The 2,067-nt window shown below is 49.5% G+C and carries 2 protein-coding genes; both read left to right on the top strand.

Annotation, left to right across the window (positions count from 1 at the left end; translation table 11 throughout):
* The first annotated feature begins 12 nt into the window (after window positions 1–12).
* Window positions 13–141, top strand: coding sequence for an Asp23/Gls24 family envelope stress response protein (locus K5677_RS14475; protein ID WP_366849297.1), 129 nt, complete (start codon window positions 13–15; stop codon window positions 139–141).
* A 43-nt stretch (window positions 142–184) separates the two neighbouring features.
* Window positions 185–1,840 carry a DAK2 domain-containing protein gene (locus K5677_RS10490; RefSeq protein WP_296727702.1) on the top strand — a complete coding sequence of 552 codons (1,656 nt, stop codon included), beginning with the start codon at window positions 185–187 and terminating at the stop codon, window positions 1,838–1,840.
* Window positions 1,841–2,067 lie beyond the last annotated feature (227 nt).

The raw sequence follows: 2,067 nt of genomic DNA, 5'->3' as shown, positions 1-2,067 counted from the left end.
CTGCATATCAAAGTGACATATGGTACTAATATCACTGCAGCCGTAAACAGCATTACTCATAAGGTCAGCTTCACATTGGAGGAAGCGGCAGGAATAAATGTCCACAAGGTCAACGTATACGTTGACGATCTTAACGCTTGACACGTAAAGGTCTTACCTGTTTACAGAATTGGAGGATTTAACTGTGATAAACGGTTCTTTACTCAGAGATGCGATAATCTCCGCAGCTGTTACCATTGCAAACAGAAAGCGCGAGGTCGATGAGCTGAATGTGTACCCCGTTCCCGACGGCGATACAGGAACTAATATGTCAATGACCATAGGCAACTCTATAGCAGAGCTTAAGCGCCTTGACTCAAAGGCTCCCGTATCCGAGGTAGCTTCCACGGCAGCTTCAGCATTTCTGAGAGGCGCAAGAGGAAACTCGGGCGTTATACTTTCACTTATATTCAGAGGATTTTCAAAGGGACTTGCAGGCTGTAAGGAAGCCAAAAGCGAGAACTTCAGCGACGCTCTGCACTTCGGTGTGGAGGCTGCATACAAGGCTGTGATGAAGCCTGTTGAGGGTACTATCCTCACGGTAGTCAAGGCTGCCGCAGCAAAGGCAAACGAGATATGCGCCGAGACCAATGATGAAGTCGCATTCTGGGAAGAGGTCTGCGCGGAGGCTGAGGCTACACTTGCAAAGACCACGGATATGCTCCCGCAGCTCAAAAAGGCAGGAGTCGTTGACGCAGGCGGAAAGGGTCTGTGCATAATATTCAGGGCGATGTGCGACGTATTCGCAGGCGGAAAGATAGCCGAGCCCGAGGAAGCTCCCGCTGCTCAGGAGACTTCGTCCGATTCCTTCAGGACAGCCGTAAGCGAGTACGACGACGATATCACTTTTACATATTGTACTGAATTCATGCTCGAAAAGGAGAGCGGCTGCCCTGATGCGTCCATTCTCAGGGCTTATCTTGAGACTATCGGCGACTGCGTAGTGGTAGTTGACGACGAGAAGATAATCAAGGTACACGTACATACGGACAATCCCGGCAAGGCGATACAGAAGGGCCTTGAGTTCGGCCACTTCACCAACGATCCGCGCCCGAAGATAGAGAATATGCGTATACAGCACGAAAACAAGGTCAAGGACGCAAGAGCTGCCGAGGAGGGACTCACTCCCGCAGAGCCCGAGAAGGAATTCGGCTTTGTTGCAGTTGCGGCAGGTCACGGTCTTGAAGCCATGTTCACGGACCTCGGCGCAGACGTGGTAGTCAAGGGCGGTCAGACAATGAACCCCTCTACAGACGATATACTCCGCGCTATACTGAAAACTCCCGCAAATACAGTATTCGTGCTTCCCAACAATAAGAATATAATAATGGCGGCAGAACAGGCTGTAAAGCTTACTGACAGAAAGGTATGCGTGCTCCAGACAAGGACCATACCGCAGGGTATAGCCGCAATGCTGGCATTTGACGACAGCCGCAGCCTTAACGATAACCGCAAGGATATGACAAAGGCTTTTGAGAAGGTCTCGACGGGACTTATCACCTTTGCAGCAAGGAACTCGGAATTTGAGGGACATCAGATAAAAGAGGGCGAGATACTTGCTCTCGATAACGGCAAGCTCTCATTCACCGAGCGCGATATAAACAAGGCTACATACAAGCTTGTCAAGAAGCTTGCAAAGGGCGATGTGAACTACGTGACTCTTATCCACGGTGCAGACGTATCTGAGGAAAACGCCGAGGAGCTCCAGAAGTTCATACAGTCAAAGCTTGGCGACAAGATAGAGGTAATGCTCGTAAACGGCGGTCAGCCTGTTTACTATTACATTATTTCAATAGAATAAAAGCGTATTTATATAATGAACAAGCCCCGCGGCAAAGCCGCGGGGCTGAACTTTTATATCGGCAGCGGATACTGTAAGCACCGCTTTTCTTTTACTGAATTCCGTTCTTCTTGTCGTCCATGCCGAGACCTGACGACATGGTGCTTCCGAGCTTGCTCTTTACCACCTTGATGCTCTGAAGATTTCTGGAGTAGTAACTCTCTGTATCGTTGAGCATCTTTGCAACT

The organism is Ruminococcus sp. (assembly GCF_024684275.1).
The sequence above is the reverse complement of the archived record's forward strand: the minus strand, read 5'-3'. Positions and strand labels throughout refer to the sequence as shown.